Annotated in this window: 15 protein-coding genes; 9 read left to right on the top strand and 6 right to left on the bottom strand. The window is 58.9% G+C overall.

The genetic code is table 11. The features are described 5' to 3' along the window. Positions 1-47 precede the first annotated feature (47 nt). Positions 48-2,324 (top strand): DNA topoisomerase IV subunit A, encoded by a 2,277-nt coding sequence (gene parC / locus FJU08_RS18660; protein ID WP_141150562.1) that lies wholly within the window; start codon positions 48-50, stop codon positions 2,322-2,324. Positions 2,325-2,526: 202 nt separating this feature from the next. On the opposite strand, the gene FJU08_RS18655 is transcribed toward parC, so the two are convergent. Continuing rightward, the gene (locus FJU08_RS18655; RefSeq protein WP_141150561.1) at positions 2,527-4,122 is read right to left on the bottom strand and encodes an MFS transporter; all 1,596 of its coding nucleotides are present in this window, start codon (positions 4,120-4,122) and stop codon (positions 2,527-2,529) included. A gap of 256 nt (positions 4,123-4,378) precedes the next feature. Between FJU08_RS18655 and FJU08_RS18650 the strand changes: the two genes are divergently transcribed. Further along, the gene (locus tag FJU08_RS18650) at positions 4,379-4,855 is read left to right on the top strand and encodes a MarR family winged helix-turn-helix transcriptional regulator (RefSeq protein ID WP_181409923.1); all 477 of its coding nucleotides are present in this window, start codon (positions 4,379-4,381) and stop codon (positions 4,853-4,855) included. 110 nt (positions 4,856-4,965) lie between these two features. Here FJU08_RS18650 and FJU08_RS18645 read toward each other — a convergent pair whose 3' ends face one another. Next, positions 4,966-5,856 (bottom strand): LysR substrate-binding domain-containing protein, encoded by an 891-nt coding sequence (locus FJU08_RS18645; RefSeq protein ID WP_141150559.1) that lies wholly within the window; start codon positions 5,854-5,856, stop codon positions 4,966-4,968. Positions 5,857-5,988: 132 nt separating this feature from the next. Here FJU08_RS18645 and FJU08_RS18640 point away from each other — a divergent pair, with 132 nt between their 5' ends. Beyond that, a complete protein-coding gene (locus tag FJU08_RS18640; protein WP_141150558.1) occupies positions 5,989-6,828 on the top strand; it encodes a DMT family transporter in 840 nt (279 codons plus the stop codon). Between the two features lie 118 nt (positions 6,829-6,946). On the opposite strand, the gene FJU08_RS18635 is transcribed toward FJU08_RS18640, so the two are convergent. The 3 genes from FJU08_RS18635 to hemB form a co-directional block, all read right to left on the bottom strand. Next, the gene (locus tag FJU08_RS18635; protein ID WP_141150557.1) at positions 6,947-7,702 is read right to left on the bottom strand and encodes an arginyltransferase; all 756 of its coding nucleotides are present in this window, start codon (positions 7,700-7,702) and stop codon (positions 6,947-6,949) included. 161 nt (positions 7,703-7,863) lie between these two features. Next, complete coding sequence (locus FJU08_RS18630; protein WP_141150556.1) at positions 7,864-8,328, bottom strand: RDD family protein; 465 nt, start codon at positions 8,326-8,328, stop codon at positions 7,864-7,866. 111 nt (positions 8,329-8,439) lie between these two features. Continuing rightward, positions 8,440-9,462 (bottom strand): porphobilinogen synthase, encoded by a 1,023-nt coding sequence (hemB, locus tag FJU08_RS18625; RefSeq protein WP_181409922.1) that lies wholly within the window; start codon positions 9,460-9,462, stop codon positions 8,440-8,442. Positions 9,463-9,602: 140 nt separating this feature from the next. Here hemB and FJU08_RS18620 point away from each other — a divergent pair, with 140 nt between their 5' ends. The 6 genes from FJU08_RS18620 (at position 9,603) to FJU08_RS18595 (ending at position 16,388) form a co-directional block, all read left to right on the top strand. Then, positions 9,603-10,010 carry a DUF6163 family protein gene (locus FJU08_RS18620; protein ID WP_141150554.1) on the top strand — a complete coding sequence of 136 codons (408 nt, stop codon included), beginning with the start codon at positions 9,603-9,605 and terminating at the stop codon, positions 10,008-10,010. A 162-nt stretch (positions 10,011-10,172) separates the two neighbouring features. After that, positions 10,173-11,468 (top strand): L,D-transpeptidase family protein, encoded by a 1,296-nt coding sequence (locus tag FJU08_RS18615; protein WP_141150553.1) that lies wholly within the window; start codon positions 10,173-10,175, stop codon positions 11,466-11,468. A 141-nt stretch (positions 11,469-11,609) separates the two neighbouring features. Further along, positions 11,610-12,914, top strand: coding sequence for a serine hydroxymethyltransferase (gene glyA / locus FJU08_RS18610; protein WP_141150552.1), 1,305 nt, complete (start codon positions 11,610-11,612; stop codon positions 12,912-12,914). Next, complete coding sequence (gene nrdR / locus FJU08_RS18605) at positions 12,914-13,396, top strand: transcriptional regulator NrdR (protein ID WP_141150551.1); 483 nt, start codon at positions 12,914-12,916, stop codon at positions 13,394-13,396. Before glyA ends, nrdR begins: the two co-directional genes overlap by 1 nt. A gap of 104 nt (positions 13,397-13,500) precedes the next feature. Next, a complete protein-coding gene (nusB, locus tag FJU08_RS18600; protein ID WP_141150550.1) occupies positions 13,501-13,965 on the top strand; it encodes a transcription antitermination factor NusB in 465 nt (154 codons plus the stop codon). Between the two features lie 287 nt (positions 13,966-14,252). After that, the gene (locus tag FJU08_RS18595; RefSeq protein WP_141150549.1) at positions 14,253-16,388 is read left to right on the top strand and encodes a sodium-translocating pyrophosphatase; all 2,136 of its coding nucleotides are present in this window, start codon (positions 14,253-14,255) and stop codon (positions 16,386-16,388) included. Between the two features lie 105 nt (positions 16,389-16,493). On the opposite strand, the gene FJU08_RS18590 is transcribed toward FJU08_RS18595, so the two are convergent. Further along, entirely contained in the window at positions 16,494-17,003 is a 510-nt protein-coding gene (locus tag FJU08_RS18590) for an outer membrane protein assembly factor BamE (RefSeq protein ID WP_141150548.1), read from the bottom strand. Positions 17,004-17,045 lie beyond the last annotated feature (42 nt).

The raw sequence follows: 17,045 nt of genomic DNA, 5'->3' as shown, positions 1-17,045 counted from the left end.
GCGTTGTCCGCCTTGCCCGGCTGCCTTGCATCGTCTAACAGAATTCTATGGGAAAAGATCTACTTCCGCCTGATGGTGGTGACAATATCGATCCGGTCGACCTGCGCAAGGCGCTCGAGGAGCGTTACCTTGCCTATGCCTTGTCGACCATTATGCACCGGGCTTTGCCGGATGTGCGTGACGGGCTGAAGCCCGTTCACCGCCGCATCATCCATGCCATGAGTGAAATGGGTGTGCGGCCGAACGCTGCCTACAAGAAATGCGCCCGTATCGTCGGCGATGTCATGGGTAAGTTTCACCCGCATGGCGATGCCTCGATCTATGACGCGCTGGTGCGTCTGTCGCAGGATTTTGCCCAGCGTTATCCGATGGTCGATGGTCAGGGCAATTTCGGCAATATCGATGGTGATAGCGCTGCAGCCATGCGTTACACCGAAGCACGCATGACCGAGGTGGCGGCGCTGATGCTGGAAGGCATTGGCGAGGACGCGGTGGATTTCCGCCCGACATATAACGAGGAGGACGATGAGCCAATCGTGCTCCCCGGTGCTTTCCCGAACCTTCTGGCCAATGGCGCCTCCGGTATTGCCGTCGGCATGGCGACCTCGATCGCGCCGCATAATGCGCATGAGCTTTGTGAGGCCGCGCTCTACCTGATCAAGCATCCCGAAGCCGGTGTCGAAGACATCATGACGCTGCCGGGCCAGGAAGGGCCGAAGGCGCAGATGATCCAGGGGCCGGATTTCCCGACCGGCGGCATCATTGTCGAGAGCTTCGACAGCATGGTCGAGACTTATCGCACGGGGCGCGGTGGTTTCCGCGTGCGCGCCCGCTGGGAGAAGGAAGATCTCGGCCGCGGCAATTATCAGATCGTCGTCACCGAAATTCCCTATTCGGTGCAGAAATCGCGTCTGATCGAGAAGATTGCAGAACTGCTGATCGCCAAGCGGCTGCCGCTTCTGGAAGATATTCAGGATGAATCGGCGGAAGATATCCGCGTCGTGCTGGTGCCGAAGACGCGCACGGTCGATCCCGAACTGCTGATGGAATCGCTGTTCAAGCTGACCGAGCTTGAAAGCCGCTTCTCGATGAATATGAACGTGCTGTCGCAGGGCAAGGTTCCGAAGGTCATGGGCCTTGTCGATGTGCTGCGTGAATGGCTCGGCCACCGCCGCGAGGTGCTGCTGCGCCGCTCGCGTCACCGGCTGGCGGCAATTGACCGGCGGCTGGAAATTCTCGGCGGTCTGCTCATTGCCTATCTCAATCTCGATGAGGTGATCCGTATCATCCGCGAAGAGGACGAGCCCAAGGCGGTGATGATGGAGCGCTTCTCGATCACCGACATTCAGGCCGAGGCGATCCTCAATATGCGGCTCAGAGCCCTGCGCAAGCTTGAGGAATTCGAAATCCGCAAGGAATTCGATGGTCTGACGGCGGAGAAGGCGGAGATCGAACTGCTGCTTGGATCGGATGAGAAGCAGTGGCAGACGGTCGGCTGGGAAATCAGCGAGGTGAAGAAGACCTTCGCCAAGGCAACCGAGCTTGGTCGCCGCCGTTCGACCTTTGCCGATGCGCCGGAAACGGACGAGGCTGCAATTCATCAGGCGATGATCGAGAAGGAACCGATTACGGTCGTCATCTCGGAAAAGGGCTGGATCCGTGCCTTGAAGGGCCATGTCGATACGGCGGGGCTTTCCTTCAAGGAGGGGGATCAGCTGAAAATCGCCTTCCCGGCGCAGACGACGGACAAGCTGGTGGTGCTGACCACCGGCGGCAAGGCCTTCACGCTTGGTGCCGACAAGCTTCCCGGCGGGCGCGGTCATGGTGAGCCGCTGCGCATCATGGTCGATATGGAGGCCGACCAGGACGTCGTGACCGCCTTTGTCCATGAGGCTGGCCGCAAGCTGCTGCTGGCATCGACGGAAGGCTCTGGCTTCGTTATCGAAGAGGACGGGATGATTGCCAATACCCGTAAGGGTAAGCAGGTGATGAACCTTTCCGCTAAAGCCGAGTTGAAGCTCACTGCACCCGTTTCCGGTGATCATGTGGCTGTGATCGGTGAAAACCGCAAGATGCTGGTTTTCCCGCTGGCGCAGCTGCCGGAAATGGCGCGCGGCAAGGGCGTGCGCCTGCAGCGCTACAAGGATGGCGGTCTCTCGGATGCCAAATGCTTTGCCATGGCAGACGGGTTGACATGGAGTGACAGCGCCGGGCGGACCCACACGCGATCGAAGGACGAACTGCTTGAATGGATGGGCGACCGCGCCATGGCGGGCCGCATCGTGCCCAAGGGCTTCCCGCGCTCCAGCAAATTTACCGGGTAAGATAGCTCTCCTCCGTCGTCATCCCCGTGCTCGTCACGGGGATCCAGGCTCTTTATGGCATTGGATTATAGGAGCCTTTCGCCGCGCGGACGCGCGTCGGCTGGATGCCTGTGGACCAAGCACTGGCATGACGTCAGAAGAAGGGACGAGGTTTGTCAGCAGCAAAAAGGCCCGCAAATCTGCGGGCCTTTTCACATCCGGTTCAGACGAGAACCACTTCCGGGCCTTCCGGCACGCTGCGCACCAGGCCTTCGACCGTGCTGCCATGGCTGAGATCGCCGCCGGTGCCGCGTCCGAGCACGACATAGCGGGGCGAAAGCGCTTTCAGCTTCACGTCGATCGCCGGTACCAGATGGGCGGCGGCGGCTTCGATGACCTCTCCACTGGCTGCAAGACCCCGTGTTTTGATGTCGGCAATGGCCGCATCGAGCAACCGGATGGCGTCCTCTGTCTTTTCGGCTGTGGCCGCTGTGCCGTCCATTACCTCATAGGTGCGGACATGCAGCAGAAAGACCGGGAGGGCGTGGTTGCGGGCCAGTTCGGCAGCGCGGGTGAGAACGGCCGCATCCTGCGGCAGTCCGGCAATGGCTGCGACGATGCCTGCGCTGACTGGCGCAGGAACCGGTTCGGTTTCGTCCTTTTCCGTGAGTGTCTGGCGGCGCAGATAGAGCACCAGTGAGGAGGCGATCGCAGCTATGACGGCAACGTAGAAAGCCGAGGCCGTGCCGAAGCTTTCTGCCAGATGCGGCGCGGCGAAGGGGGCGATGACGCCGGCAAACCAGCGCACGAAATTATAGCCGGCAGACGCCACCGGGCGCGGGCTGTCGGAGACACCGAGCGCAAGTTCGGTAAAGACCGTGTTGCAGACCCCCATCAGTGCGCCGGATAAGATGACGCAGAGCGCGATGATCCTGATCGGGCTGAAGGCCATGACCAGCAACAGAACTGCAAAGATCAACAGGCAGCTGACCAGGATCTGAACGGTCGAAAAACGGGCCTGCAGGCGTGGCGCGACGATGACGGAGAAGATCGCCAGCAAAAGGCCCCAGCCGAAGAAGATCAGACCGACAGCATGGGCCGACATGTCGAGCACGAAGGGCACGAAAGCCAGCACGGTGAAGAAACCGTAATTGTAAAAGAAAGCGGCAATGGCTGCCGTTAGCAGACCGGCATGCCCGAGCGCGCGGATCGGTGCAGTGACGGAGATCTTGTGTTTAGGCCTCGGCTGTGCAGGCAGCAGGAAGAAAATGGCGATGAAGCCGATCGCCATCAGGGTTGCCGTGCCGAAAAAGGGATAGCGCCACGACATGCCGCCAAGGGCGGCACCCAGAAGCGGACCGGCGGAAATGCCAAGCCCGAGCGCCGCCTCATACATTAGAATGGCCGCGCTCATGCCGCCGCGCGAGGACGCGACGATGACCGACAGTGCGGTGACGACAAAAAAGGCGTTGCCAAGCCCCCAGCCCGCGCGAAACAGCACAAGCTCGGCAACCGAGTGGGACATGCCCGCAAGGGCGGAAAAGACGACGATCAGCGCCGCGCCGACCAGAAGGGTCTTCGGTCCGCCAATGCGGCTGCTGAGCCAGCCGGTGAACAGCATCATCACCGAGGTGACAAGGAAGTAGCTGGTAAATAGCAGTGACACATCGGATGGGGAGGCGTTCAGCCCCTTGGCAATCGAGGTCAGAATGGGGTCGACGAGTCCGATCGACATAAAGCCAACCACGCAGGCAAAGGCTGTGGCCCATACGGCTTTCGGCTGATCAAGGAAATTGGGAGTTGCGTCATGCGCAGCCATGATGCGGTCTTTCGTTATTGATGTATGATACAGTTAATGTATAATGCATATATAAATCAATTTGACGCTGCAACCGGATCTGCACCTTTAAGGCTGTGAAAAACTTTTATTCCGTGCATAAAGGCTTTAGGTCGTCGGGCGACCGGGGATGGCGCCCGATAACCTGGATTTACGTCTTTGGCGTTGCGGCTTGGCGAATAGTCACTTTCTCGCTTTTTGTCCGCAGCTCCAGAGTACGAAAGAGCAGGGGAATCATATGGTGAGCCAGAATGCCGCTGAGGGGATCAGCGCACTGGAGCAGGAGGCTGCTGTTTTGGCACGCCTTCTTGAGGCGCTTAATCGCAGGCGCAATTATCCGCTGGAGCGTTCGCATTATCTGTTGCTGCTGCAGCTGGCCGAAGGTCCGCGCAAGGTTGGGATGCTATCGAAGACGCTGGCGCTTGATGCAACAACGGTGACCCGCCAGGTCGCCGCTATGGAGGCGCGCGGTCTCGTGGTGCGTAAGGTCGATCCGGATGACCGGCGCAGCGTGCTGGTTGCCCGTACCGATGAAGGGGCGGTTCTTGCGGAAGATATGCGCGATACCCGCCGCCAGCGTATGGACCGGTTGATGACAGACTGGAACAGCGAGGACGTGGATCGTTTTGTCGCCTATATGGCGCGGTTCAACGCTGCGCTTTACGATCGCCTCGAGAACACGGAAGACGACGGTACGGAGCTGGCAGCATCCTGACCGCTCCGGCCTCCGGCGCGCCCTGAAGATGCCGTCAGCGTCAGCTGATATGGCCGCCCGAACAGGCGGACTGCGTCCTGCCTTCACGATTGCAGCAATTAGGATGGGCGCTAGCGGTCGCCGCCATTGCTGCTTCCCGTCTCGCTCGCTCCGGTCAGCCAGACAACAAAGCGCTCCGCCGCGCGGTTGGGTCTTCGCGGACGAAGCGCGACATAGGTCAGTCCTGACGGCAGAAAGCCGAACGGGGCGATCAGCCGGCCGGCCGCCAGATCATCCCGCACAAGGATTTCGGGCGCGATGGCAACGCCAAGCCCGGCTGTTGCTGCTTCCAGCATGAAATAGAAATGTTCAAAGATGCGGCCGTCCGCCGGTGGTTGCAGGCCAAGCTGACGTCCCCAGTCCATCCAGGCATGGGGGCGGGTTCTGGTCTGCAATGCGGGAAGGCGGGCAAGGGCTGCGGGATCATCCAGCGCCATATCGCCTGCAAGCCGCGGGCTCAGAACGGGGCCGGTTTCGTCGGGAAACAACGGGTCGACGATGGCGTCGCCAAAGGGCGGCTTCAATACGCGGATGGCCACGTCGAAGCGATGCCGGGAAAAGTCGACAGCAGCGTCATCGGCCGTCAGGCGGATCTCGATGGTCGGGTGGCGTGTCTGGAAATCGACCAGTCTCGGTATGAGCCAGCGCATGGCTAGCGTGCTGGTGCAGGAGACGTCGAGAACATGGCGATCGCGCTGCATCGCCCGGGCGACGGCGCGTTCCATGCTCTCAAAGGCTTCGCTGAGCACCGGTTGCAGATCCAGTGCCGCCTGGGAGGGGGTGAGCCGGTTGCGTGGTCCCTCGAATAGTGGGACGCCGAGGATCACCTCAAGCTGGCGGACCTGCCGGCTGACGGCGCTGTGGGTCACGCCCAGTTCATCTGCCGCCAGCCCCATCTGGCCATGGCGCATGGTGGCCTCGAAAGCGCGCAGGGCATTCAGGGGCAGGGTTCCGCGTTTCATGTGCGTTTTTCTCACATTGAATATGAAGAATTGTCGTTTTCCAAAATGAAATCAATGGGTGAAATAGAGGTATGACATATTATCTCACCTTATTGGTCGCCGTCGATGGCGATTTCTTCTGGAAATAATGCGATGGAAACCTACGTGTTTGCGGCTGTGCTTTTGGCCGCACTGCTTCATGCTGGCTGGAACTCGGTGGTCAAGGTCGGGCTGGATCGTTTCTCGACCATTCTTCTTCTGGCACTGGTGCAGGCGGTGATCGCGCTGCCGATCCTGCCTTTCGTTGAAAAGCCTGCGCTAGCTTCCTGGGGCTTCATTCTCGCAGCCGCCCTGCTGCATACCGGCTACAAGCTGTTTCTGATCCGGGCCTATGCCTTTTCCGATCTCAGCCAGGCCTATCCGCTGGCGCGTGGCACAGCGCCGCTGATTGTGACACTGGTTTCTATCACCTGCCTCGGTGTCGTCCTGTCTCCGGCCGCGCTGGTGGCGATTGCGGTGATTTCCGCTGGCATCCTGCTGATGACGCTGAAGGGAGCGTCGGCGCGCAAGATGGATCGGCGGGCGGTGTTTTACGCACTCGGCACAGCGGGGTTTACCGCCAGCTACACGCTGGTAGATGGCACCGGGGCGCGTATCGCCGGCACGGCGTCCGGCTTTATTCTCGCCATGGTGATCGTCGATGCGCTGATGATGGCAGTGGTCGCCTTTCTTCTCAAAGGGCGTCATGCCTTTTCGGCTGTGCTGCCCGCCTGGAGAACCGGTATCGCCGCCGGAGCGATGTCGCTTGGGGCCTACTGGATTGCCGTCTGGGCCTTCACCGTGGCGCCGATCGCGCTTGTGGCCGCACTCAGGGAAACCAGTATTCTGTTTGCCACGCTGATTGCAGCTTTCATCCTGAACGAAGAGGTCAATCGCTGGCGCTGGCTCTCAGCACTGCTGATTGCCGCCGGCGTCGTGGTGATGAAGGTGTAGAGCATCGGGCGAAAAGTGGGCGCTGTTTTTTTGCCACGCCTAAAGCATGGGTCCGAAAATCGGAATCGATTTTAGGAGAAAAAATGCGTAGATTCAATGGGTTATAGATCACTGGATGTCAGTCTTCCGGTGGAAAATCCGGATCCGCGCGTTCCCAGCCATGGCCGGTCAGGTGCTCCTGCGGCAGGAACCGCTTCTTGTAATCCATCTTGCGTGAACCCTTCACCCAGTAGCCAAGATAGACGTAAGGCAGGCCTGCTTCCTCGGCGCGGCGAATATGATCGAGGATCATGAAGCTGCCGAGCGAGCGCTTTTCATATTCAGGATTGAAGAAGGAATAGACCATCGAAAGCCCGTCGATCATCACATCGGTCAGCGCCACTGCGACAAGCTCGCCGGGGTCTTCGAGAGACCCCGATCGCACACGATATTCGATCACCCGCGTCTCGACATGGGTTTCCTCCACCATCACCGAATAGTCGCCGATCGACATGTCAGCCATGCCGCCCTGCTGATGGCGACTGTCGAGATAGGTGCGGAACAGGTCATATTGTTCAAGGCTCGCCTGGGCCGGCAATTCTGTCCCGATGAGGTCGCTGTTGCGGGATATGGTGCGTTTCATGCTGCGATGCGGCATGAATTCGCTGGCGATGATGCGCACGGACACGCAGGCGCGACAGTTCTCGCAGGCTGGCCGATAGGCAATATTCTGCGAGCGCCGGAAGCCGCCCTGGGTCAGCAGATCGTTCATCTCGGCAGCGCGGGGGCCAACCAGATGGGTAAAGACCTTGCGTTCACGCTCCTGCTCCAGATAGGGACATTGCGCGGGGGCAGTCAGATAAAATTGTGGTGACTGCGTGGTCTGAGTGTTCATATTCAGCCTACCGGATGGTCACGCCAGATTCGGTTCGATCTCGTGAACCGGAAAATGCCGGATAGCGAACCGGTTCACGGAACTAGCATGGCCTAAACCGGAAAAAGGTCAACTGTTCACGTCAAGCCGGTCAAATATTTGCATTATCTGTCTGGAAATCGTCAGAACGGCTCGCTGCGCACCATCACGGCGCCGATGAGGAAATCATGCAGCAGGCGCTTGCGGCTGGTAAACAGGCCAACGACCAGCACCAGTGGCGTCAGGATCGAGTTGAAGATCCAGAACAGTGCCAGATGAACGACAGCTGTCAGGAAATCCATCGGCATGCCATCGGTGCGCACGATCTTCAGTCCCATGGCACGCATGCCGGGCGAGGCCTGAGCCGGTCCGCCCATTGTCATGCCGAAATAGAAGATCGCGACGATGAAATACAGGATCGGATAGAGCAGGAAACCAAGGCCGAAGGTGGCGATGCCGACGAAGAATACGATGACGGCTGCTGGAACCCAGAGAAGGGCGATAATGATATAATCGACCAGAAAGGCGAAGATACGCCGTGACAATACGCCGGAATAAGCGCGCCAGTCGGTCGGTGCATAAAGGCTGGTGTCTCGGTCAAGGCTCATGGCAGGTCTCTTAAAGGCTTTCGTTAGGCCGCAACGAAGAAAGGTTGCAGGCGTCAGGCCCAAGCATTTGGGGGCGATGGCCCCCGCCTGCAATGGCTGGGCTGCTGAATATCAGGCTTTCGCCAGCTTTTTGGCCGCATCAACGGCAAAATAGGTGAGAATGCCGTCGCAACCTGCGCGCTTGAAGGCAAGCAGTGTTTCCATCATCACCCGGTCACCATCAATCAGCCCACGCTCTGCAGCGACCTTCAGCATCGAATATTCACCGGAAACCTGATAGGCGAAGACCGGAAGCGAAAAGGCTTCCTTCAACCGCCAGCAGATGTCGAGATAGGGCAGGCCGGGCTTCACCATCAGCATGTCGGCGCCTTCTTCCACATCAAGTGCTGCGTCGCGCAGCGCTTCGGTTCCATTGGCGGGATCAACGTAATAGGTCGCCTTGTCCCCCTTCAAAAGGCCGCCAGTGGAGATCGCTTCGCGATAGGGGCCGTAATAGCCAGAGGAGAATTTCGTCGCATAGGACATGATGCCGACATCCTGAAACCCGTGCGCATCAAGCCCTTGGCGAATGGCGCCGATACGGCCGTCCATCATTTCGGACGGGGCGATGATATCCGATCCGGCCTCGGCCTGGGCGATCGCTGCCTTGACCACATGCTCTACCGTCTCGTCATTGACGATGATGCCGTCGCGCAGGATCCCGTCATGGCCGTGGCTGGTGAAGGGATCGAGCGCCACATCGGTGATCATGCCGATCTCGGGCACGGCCTTTTTCACGGCACGCGTTGCCTGATTGATCAGGTTATCGGGGTTCAGGATTTCCGATCCGGTCTGGTCGCGCTTTTCCATCTCGATATTGGGGAAGGTCGCAAGGGCTGGAATACCGAGATCTGCGGCCATGCGCGCAGCCTCGACGAGGCGGTCGACGCTCATCCGCTCCACGCCAGGCATTGCCGGTATCGGTTCGGAAATATTGGTGCCGGGCACGACGAAGACCGGCCAGATCAGGTCGTCAACGCTCAATTGATTTTCGCGTACCATGCGCCGCTGCCAGTCGGTCTTGCGGATCCTGCGCATGCGGCGGTGGCCGGTAATCCTGTCGACGATGTGGGTCTTGTCTTCATTGCTGTTCATTCTGTACCTCAGCTCTCGTCTTGTCGGTTGACGGATGTCAGGCGGTTTAGCACCAAGCATCTCACGATAAAATGATCGAATTGTCTCATCGGTTTAAAACCTGTCTTCTGTTAGGCACGGTTTCGGCTATAACAGCGATCATGGAATCGGATCGCAGCACGACTTATCGCTCCAGTTTTTCGCAGGGTTTTTTTCTGCTGTTCCAGCGGGGAGTGGCCCTCTATCTGATCGTCCTGGCGCTTGCCTGCTGGGCGGCGTTGATCGGCTTTTCCCACGGCGGGGCAGGGCGTTTCGACTTGGTCCACCCCGATGTCCGCTTTGTTGAACCCATTCTGGCCGTTGGCTTCCCCGTTGCCGCTCTGGGACTTTGGTTCGGTGTCGGCTGGGGGGCTGTCATCTGGTTTATCGGTGCCGGAATTCAAATCGTCAGCCATGGCGGTTACCCGCGCATTTTCGGTGAAGCGCCCGTCATCATCACCCTTCATGTCATTCTGATTCTGGTCTATATCGCGCTCTGGATTTACCGGATGTTCATTCGCTGGCATTAAGGTTGCGTGTGGCTGCCCTTGCCTTTCCACTGCCTGTTGCTGACAACAATTGGCCATATTGCTGTGAAAGGGCTTAGGGCAAAAGGTCCAAGACCCTAGATTTCCGATGTCCGAATGTGGCGCCTTGCGCTCTCGGCTTTTCCTCGTTTGAGCTGGATTGAGATGACTGAGAAGAACAGAAGCGAATTTTCGAAGAAGCGCCTTTCGCGACGCGCCTTCGTGACGGCCGCTGCGGCCGGTGCATTGGCGATGCCCGCACTCGCACGGGCTCAGTCGGCTGTCGATGCGCTGATCAATGCACAAGGCCGCGGCAACTGGGATGATCAGTTTGATGCTGCCAATACGCGGGCTCAGGCTGTGGTGACATCCAATCAGCCCATTCTCGGCCCCAATGCCAGCATCAACCAGACCCAGGCGATCGGCGAATATCAGCAGATCGTCGCCAATGGCGGCTGGACCGAGGTCCACCCCAATGTGCCGCTTCAGTTCGGCGTTACCGATTCGTCCGTGCAGCAGTTGCGCAAGCGCTTGATTACGTCCGGTGACCTGCAGGCATCTGCCGGCATGTCGAATTCCTATGACAGCTATGTTCAGGGGGCCGTGCGCCATTTTCAGGCCCGTCATGGCCTTCCGGAAACCGGCTATATCGACGAATACACGCTGAAGGCACTCAATGTCAGCGCCGATGTCCGGCTCAACCAGCTTGAGACCAATCTGGCCCGTATTGAAGATCTGGGAACCGATCTCGGTCAGCGCTACGTTCTGGTCAATATTCCGGCCGCCTATGCCGAAGCGGTTGAGAACAACGTGGTTGCGCTGCGCAATACCGCCATTGTCGGCCGGCCTTCGCGCGCGACGCCGATCCTGAATTCCAAGATCTTCGAGATCATCTTCAATCCGCCATGGACCGTTCCGCGCTCGATCATCCAGAAGGATATCATGCCGCTGATGCAGAAGGATCCGAGCTATCTGACGGATCAGAAGATCCATCTTTATGACAACAAGGGCCGGGAAGTCGATCCGATGACGATCGACTGGAATGCCGAGAAGGCGCCGAACCTGACCTTCCGTCAGGATCCGGGCCCCAACAGTGCCATGGCCTCGACCAAGATCAACTTCCACAACAAGTACTCGGTCTATATGCATGATACGCCGACGCAGAGCCTGTTCAATGACTTTGTCCGGTTCGAATCGTCTGGTTGCGTGCGTATCGAGAATGTCCGAGACCTCGACGTCTGGCTGCTGAAAGACACGCCCGGCTGGGATCGCACTCATATTGAGGAAACCATCCGCAGCGGCATTTCCACCCCGGTCAAGCTGGCGCAGGAGGTTCCGAACCATTTCGTCTACATCACTGCCTGGTCGGCCCGTGACGGCGTGGTCCAGTTCCGCGACGATATCTATAACCTCGACGGTGCACCGGAACTGGCGCTGCAGACCACAACGGGCGTCGAATAAGCCGTACGAAACGAAGATTCGCGAATAAGATGTTGAATGCCGCCTGCGGACTTATACCGCAGGCGGCTTTGTTCTATTGCACGTTAGGTCGGCGGGCGTTAAAACGCCTTCCGCCCGCAACCCGCTCAGGAGCCTCATGCGATGACAAATCAGACAGGTTTTACCGAAACATTCTTTAACCGCTCGCTCGCCGATACCGATCCGGAAATCTTTGGCGCGATCGGCAAGGAACTCGGTCGTCAGCGTCATGAGATCGAGCTGATCGCTTCGGAGAACATCGTTTCACGCGCCGTTCTCGAGGCTCAGGGCTCGATCATGACCAACAAATATGCAGAGGGCTATCCGGGCAAGCGTTACTATGGCGGCTGTCAGTTCGTCGATATTGCTGAAGAACTCGCCATTGACCGCGCCAAGAAGCTGTTCGGCGTCGAATTCGTCAATGTCCAGCCAAATTCCGGCTCGCAGATGAACCAGGCCGTTTTCCTTGCGCTACTGCAGCCGGGTGACACCTTCATGGGCCTTGATCTGAATTCGGGCGGTCACCTGACCCATGGTTCGCCGGTCAACATGTCCGGCAAATGGTTCAACGTTGTCTCCTATGGTGTGACCCGTGACACCAATCTGATCGACATGGATGAGGTTGCCGAAAAGGCCCGCAAGGAAAAGCCGAAGCTGATCATCGCTGGCGGTACTGCCTATTCGCGCATCTGGGACTGGGAAAAGTTCCGCGCCATTGCTGATGAAGTCGGCGCTTATCTGATGGTCGACATGGCGCATATTGCCGGCCTCGTCGCCGGCGGCCAGCATCCCTCGCCATGCCCGCATGCCCATGTCGTCACCACGACGACGCACAAATCGCTGCGCGGTCCGCGCGGAGGCATGGTGCTGACGAATGACGCTGATATCGCCAAGAAGATCAATTCGGCCGTTTTCCCGGGTCTGCAGGGCGGTCCGCTGATGCATGTCATCGCCGCAAAGGCTGTGGCTCTTGGTGAAGCGCTGCAGCCGGAATTCAAGGATTATGCCGCGCAGGTCGTCAAGAATGCGCGTGCGCTGGCTGGCGCGTTGATGGATGGTGGCCTTGATGTCGTTTCCGGCGGCACGGACAATCACTCCATGCTGGTCGATCTGCGCAAGAAGAATGCCACCGGCAAGCGCGCCGAACAGGCGCTCGGCCGCGCCTACATCACCTGCAACAAGAACGGCATTCCCTTCGATCCCGAAAAGCCCTTCGTCACCTCCGGTGTTCGCCTTGGCACGCCGGCCGGCACGACTCGCGGCTTCAAGGAAGAGGATTTTGCCGAGATCGGCCGTCTGATCGTCGAGGTTCTCGACGGACTGAAGGAAGCCAATTCCGATGAAGGCAATGCTGCCGTTGAGGCTGCCGTGCGGACGAAGGTCGTGTCGCTGACCGATCGCTTCCCGATGTATGGCTATCTCGGCTGATGCGTTGCCCCTTCTGCAATTCGCCTGATACCCAGGTCAAGGACTCGCGACCGGCGGAGGATAATACCTCGATCCGCCGGCGGCGGGTCTGTCCGGATTGCGGCGGGCGCTTCACCACGTTCGAGCGGGTGCAGCTGCGCGATCTGGTGGTGATCAAGAAAAACGGCCGCAAAGTCGCCTTTGACCGCGAGAAGCTGGTCCGCTCCTTCGATATCGCCCTTCGCAAGCGTCCGGTTGAACGCGAGCGGATCGAGCGTGCGGTTTCAGGCATCGTGCGGCGCATGGAGAGCTCGGGCGAGAGCGAGATCCGCTCTGAAGAAATCGGGCTTTTGGTGCTTGAGGCCCTGAAAAGCCTGGATGACGTTGCCTTTGTCCGCTTTGCCTCCGTCTACCGGGATTTCTCGACGACTGAGGATTTCGAGAAGATCATTTCCGAATTTTCGGCGAAAATCGGCCGCGATACGGATACAGACAGCGCCTGACGTGCAAAGTGACTTGCGAAGTGGGCCGGTTCATGGTTTAGCGGCGCATCCGATGATCCCGGGACAATTTTGATCGCAGCCCTGAAGGGCATGCGAGGTGGAACATGCAAAACGAGAAAACAGCAAACCAGCGCGGCGCCGCAAGGCTGGCCGCCGTTCAGGCGCTTTACCAGATGGATGTCGGCGGTACGGCGCTGTCCGACGTCCTGAGCGAATATGAGGCCTTTCGCCTCGGCCAGGAAATCGATGGCGATACCTATCTCAAGGCGGACGCATCCTGGTTCCGCTTTCTGGTCGCAGGCGTTGTCCGCGAGCAGAAGGTTCTGGATCCGCTGATTGCCGGCGCGCTTGCTGAAGGCTGGACGCTCTCGCGTCTCGACAGCACGCTGCGTGCCATACTGCGTTGCGGCGTCTTCGAGCTGAAGGACCGCAAGGACGTTCCGGTGGCTGTCATCGTCACCGAATATGTCGAGATTGCAGTTGCCTTTTTCGAAGGTGAGGAGAGCAAGCTGGTTCACGCCGTGCTTGACCGTCTGGCGCGGAAGCTGCGTGAGGACAAGAAGGGTTGAGCCCGTAAGGCCGTCATTCTAAATCGATTTGCAATTTTCCGGGGCGCTTTGCTTTATCGCAAAGCGCCCTGTGCTTTTTCATCCCTCTACTGTTGCCACTTGACGCCTTACCAAGCTGACCGCACTCTCATCGTGGTCCGCCATTGGGCAGGGAGGACAGACGACAGTCTGCAAGATGGCCAGGCGGCAATGGAGATCCGGTGCATATCCGGATCGAACGGCATCATTCAGCAGAACCGGATATTGGGAAAACACCGGTGAAGCCGTAGAGGGAAGGAAAACGGAAAATGACGATATTACTCGCAGTAATATTCTGCGGCCTTATATCCATTGTCTATGCCTTGTGGGCGATCCGCTCCGTCATGGTCGCGGATCAGGGCTCGCCGCGTATGCAGGAAATTGCGGGCTTTATCCGCGAAGGGGCGCAGGCCTATCTGACGCGGCAATATACGACGATTGCCATTGTCGGCGTTGTGGTTTTCGTGCTGGCCTGGCTGCTCCTGTCGCTGACGGCGGCCATCGGCTTTGTCATCGGCGCCGTCCTGTCGGGGGCTGCGGGTTTTATCGGCATGCATGTTTCCGTTCGCGCCAATGTGCGTACCGCCCAGGCGGCATCGCACAGCCTTCCCGCAGGGCTTGACATCGCCTTCAAGTCCGGTGCCATCACCGGCATGCTGGTTGCAGGTCTCGCTCTGCTTGGCGTTTCGGTCTATTTCTTCATTCTGACGGTTATTCTTGGTTATGATCCCGGCGATCGCATGGTCATCGATGCGCTGGTTGCGCTCGGTTTCGGTGCATCGCTGATTTCGGTCTTTGCCCGTCTTGGCGGCGGCATCTTCACCAAGGGGGCCGATGTCGGCGGCGATCTGGTAGGCAAGGTGGAAGCCGGTATCCCCGAGGATGATCCGCGCAACCCGGCAACGATTGCCGACAATGTCGGCGACAATGTCGGCGACTGCGCCGGCATGGCGGCCGACCTTTTCGAAACCTATGCGGTTTCTGTGGTCGCGACCATGGTTCTGGCGGCGATTTTCTTTGGCGGGACGGCCATTCTGTCAAGCGTCATGCTGCTGCCGCTCGCCATCTGTGCGGTCTGTATCCTGACGTCCATTGCCGGCACCTTCTTCGTCAAGCTCGGTGCGAACGGCTCGATCATGGGCGCGCTTTACCGCGGTCTGATCGTCACCGGCCTTTTGTCGATTGTCGGTCTGGCGATTGCCGTTCTGGCAACCGTCGGCTTTGGCAGTCTCGGCGAGGTCGCTGGCCGCAACATTACCGGCTTCAACCTGTTTCTCTGCGGCATTGTCGGTCTGATCGTCACCGCGCTGATCGTGGTGATCACCGAATATTATACCGGCACCGGAAAGCGCCCGGTCGTGTCGATTGCCCAGGCTTCAGTCTCAGGCCATGGCACCAATGTGATTCAGGGGCTTGCCGTTTCGCTTGAGGCAACCGCCCTGCCAGCCATCGTCATCTGCGGCGGCATTATCGCCACCTATCAGCTGGCTGGCCTGTTTGGCACCGGCATCGCCGTTACCGCCATGCTTGGCCTTGCGGGCATGATCGTTGCACTCGACGCCTTCGGTCCGGTCACTGACAATGCCGGTGGCATTGCCGAAATGGCTGGTTTGCCGCCGGAAGTGCGCAAATCCACCGATGCGCTGGACGCCGTCGGCAACACCACCAAGGCCGTGACCAAGGGCTATGCCATCGGTTCTGCCGGTCTCGGCGCTCTGGTGCTGTTTGCTGCCTATTCCAACGATCTGAGCTATTTTGCCGCCAATGGCGACAAATATCCCTTCTTCGCCGGAATGGGCGATATCTCCTTCTCGCTGTCCAACCCTTATGTGGTTGCGGGTCTGATCTTTGGCGGTCTGATCCCCTATCTTTTTGGTGGCATTGCGATGACGGCCGTTGGCCGGGCGGCAAGTGCCGTTGTCGAGGAAGTGCGCAAGCAGTTCCGCGAAAAGCCCGGCATCATGGAGGGCAAGGATCGTCCGGATTATGGCCGTGCAGTCGATATGCTGACCAGGGCGGCGATCCGCGAAATGATCATCCCCTCGCTGCTGCCGGTTCTGGCACCGCTGGTCGTCTTCTTCGGCGTCTGGGCGCTGTCCGGGTCCAAGGCTTCAGCCTTTGCAGCTCTCGGTGCCTCTCTGCTGGGCGTGATCGTCAACGGCCTGTTCGTTGCCATCTCGATGACCTCGGGTGGTGGCGCATGGGACAATGCCAAGAAGAGCTTCGAGGATGGGTTTGTCGACAAGGATGGTGCCCGCCACGTCAAGGGATCTGATGCCCACAAGGCTTCCGTCACCGGTGATACGGTCGGCGACCCTTACAAGGACACGGCCGGTCCGGCCGTCAACCCGGCGATCAAGATCACCAATATCGTGGCTCTGCTCTTGCTGGCCATTCTGGCCTGACTTTGGCGGGCGGTCCCCGTGTGGCCGGTCTTCGCTGACAGCTGAAAACAAAGAAGCCCGGTCGCATGGCGACCGGGCTTTGATATGTGTTCTGGCGGCAGTGCCTTACTTGATGGCGTTGTTGCCAGCTGCAGTATCGAAGAAGTTGCGGGCCGAATTCTTGTTCGTACCCGACAGGATTTGCTGAATGAAGGTCATGTCCTTGCCGCCTGTCGGTGTCGTATCGGATACCATATCGACAACATGGCCATCCTGCAGGGTGTAGCGTGCGACCTTTTCGACGCGGCCGTCCGAGCCGAAATAGACCGCAAGAATTTCCTGCGAGATCAGGCGTGGCTTCTGGAAGGCGTAGGTCCGCTGCTTCTGCTGCGAGATATAATAAAACACCTCGTTATCGAAAGTTGCTGTTGTGGAAGGCTGGCCGAGCGTCAGCAGTACCTGCTCGCGGCTCGAGCCCTGCTTGACCAGTTGCAGCATCTGTTCATCGATCACGTATCCCTGATACAGCGTTTGGGTTGTCGAGCATCCCGCTGCGGCAAGGGTCAGGCCGATCACTGCACCTGCAACTGCCAGACGAACCGGTTTCGCTCCAAAGCTCCTGCGACGAGTTTCCAAGAAACACTCCCTGTTACAAATCTCTTGTCTGGCCAATAATCT

Origin of the sequence: Martelella alba (assembly GCF_006516955.1) — a bacterium.
Classification (GTDB): Bacteria; Pseudomonadota; Alphaproteobacteria; order Rhizobiales; family Rhizobiaceae; genus Martelella; species Martelella alba.
This window is presented reverse-complemented; position numbering and strand designations above follow the sequence as displayed.